The organism is Brevundimonas sp. CURTG3B2_SDJG (genome assembly GCF_057364705.1).
Map to the genome: position 1 here is coordinate 1 of NZ_JBNFOJ010000442.1, position 1,684 is coordinate 1,684.

The window sequence follows — 1,684 nt, forward strand, 5'->3', positions numbered from 1 at the left end:
GGCGCGCCTGACGGCGGCCAAGGCCGAGGACGGCCTGGCGGCGGTTCGTGCGGCGCTGGCGGGCTAGGTCAGCCCTCCGGCGTGACGGTGCGGGTCACCCGGCCCGCCTCGTCCAGGAACTGGATCGAGGCCTCGCCCTCGGCCGTCACATGCAGCCGCAGCCGCGTCCGTCCCTGGGCGTCGCGCAGGTCCATCTTGGACGCCCGCTCGGCGTCCTTGCCGAAATAGGCCCGAGGGGCGCCGAATGCGCCCTCCGCCCTCAGCCGTTCCAGCTCGGCCGCCCGCGCGTCTCCGGTCAGGCCTTCCAGCCGCGCCGTGGCGACTTCCAGCGACTGGTCCGGACGGTCCGAGATGGTCAGGCCCGCCGTACGCCGGCCGTCCTCCTCGATCTGGTTCAGGGCGACCACCTGGTCCTGCTCGAACTGGTCGAAGCTCAGGTGGCCGTACCCCTCGACCGAGCCGTCGGCCTGGCGCTCGCCGCCGAAGATCAGGCCGCCATTCTCGGTGCCTTCGTCGTTGAAGAACAGCATCCCCGCGGTGACCCGGTTCGGGTGCGGCCGCTCCTCGCCGCGAAAGATGATCCCGGGGAAGCGCGAGGTGTTGGAGATGGTCATCCGAAGGGTGCCGTCGTCCTCGCGGATGTTGATGCGCTTGACGTCGATCTCCTCGAAGGCCGTGCGCTCGGGCGCCCCGACCGCCTCGGTGACCGCGAAGGCCCCCAGGACGGTGGTGGCGATGGCGGAATAGACGACCAGGAAGGACGGACGGGACATGGGAGGACTCCGGACAGGACGATCCCCCTTCGTACTCAGTCCTCGTTCTGCAGGTCCACCGCCGCCAGCTTCCAGGCGAACACGCCCCGCCGCTCCAGGATCAGGGCCAGGTGCTGGTCCGGATGGTCGCGGTCCGTCAGGGTGACGGCGAAGCGGTTCAGGTCACGATAGCCCCAGGACTGGTGGATGTCCCGGTCGTCGGCCCTGTCCGTCGGCTCGGGCGGGGAGGTTCGCGTGGGATCGGGGGCCTCGGCCGTGGTCACCATCTGGGCCAGCACCTCGGGCGTCACCACCGTGTCGACCGCGCCGGACAGGATCATCGGCGCCAGCAGCGCGCCCAGGCCGCCCAGACCCCTTTCCTCGACCCTGGGATCGCGGCGGATGCGGCTGACCAGCTCCTGGTTCAGCTCGTCCTTCAGGCTGGCGCGCAGGGCGGGGAAGTCGACCAGCTGTTCCAGCTTGCGCGCGTCTCCGGCCTTGGCGGCCCGTACCAGGCCTGGCCCGCGAAGATCGGCGCGGCGGCCCATGCGACGACGGCCACGGCCACGACCGCCACAGCCAGGCCGATCAGCAGCTTTCTACTCATGTCACCCTCCGGCGTCGTAACGCCTCCCCACGGTCACGGTTGCCGCGAGTCGGAAGGGTTCGCTAGCGCTTGGGAGACACGGGCGCCGCCGGAGCGACCTCGGGAGCGGCCGCCGGGGTCGGAGCCGCCCCGTCCGGCAAGCCGATATGGACCAGCTTCCACTCGAATGGCCCGCGCCGCTCGAAGGTGAAGATGGTGTCCGAACCGCCCGCGTCGGCTGACCGCCCAGCCGGCCCGGTTCACGCCCCAGAACACCGGCGTCGGGAAGGGGCCGTCGCGGTCCCGCCTTCCGGCGCGGACGTCCGCTGCGAGGCGTAGCGCCCCT

At 71.5% G+C, this 1,684-nt stretch carries 2 protein-coding genes; both read right to left on the bottom strand.

The features are described from left to right. Positions 1-68: 68 nt before the first annotated feature. Positions 69-773, bottom strand: a complete 705-nt coding sequence (locus AC2W7C_RS17595; protein WP_486002526.1) for a hypothetical protein — start codon at positions 771-773, stop codon at positions 69-71. Between the two features lie 35 nt (positions 774-808). Beyond that, the gene (locus tag AC2W7C_RS17600) at positions 809-1,300 is read right to left on the bottom strand and encodes a DUF2939 domain-containing protein (protein WP_486002527.1); all 492 of its coding nucleotides are present in this window, start codon (positions 1,298-1,300) and stop codon (positions 809-811) included. Positions 1,301-1,684 lie beyond the last annotated feature (384 nt).

Excerpts from the sequence above, each read along its gene's own strand:
- AC2W7C_RS17600 (WP_486002527.1), bottom strand. The coding sequence starts at position 1,300 with ATGGGCCGCCGCGCCGATCTTCGCGGGCCAGGCCTGGTACGGGCCGCC.
- AC2W7C_RS17595 (WP_486002526.1), bottom strand. The coding sequence starts at position 773 with ATGTCCCGTCCGTCCTTCCTGGTCGTCTATTCCGCCATCGCCACCACC.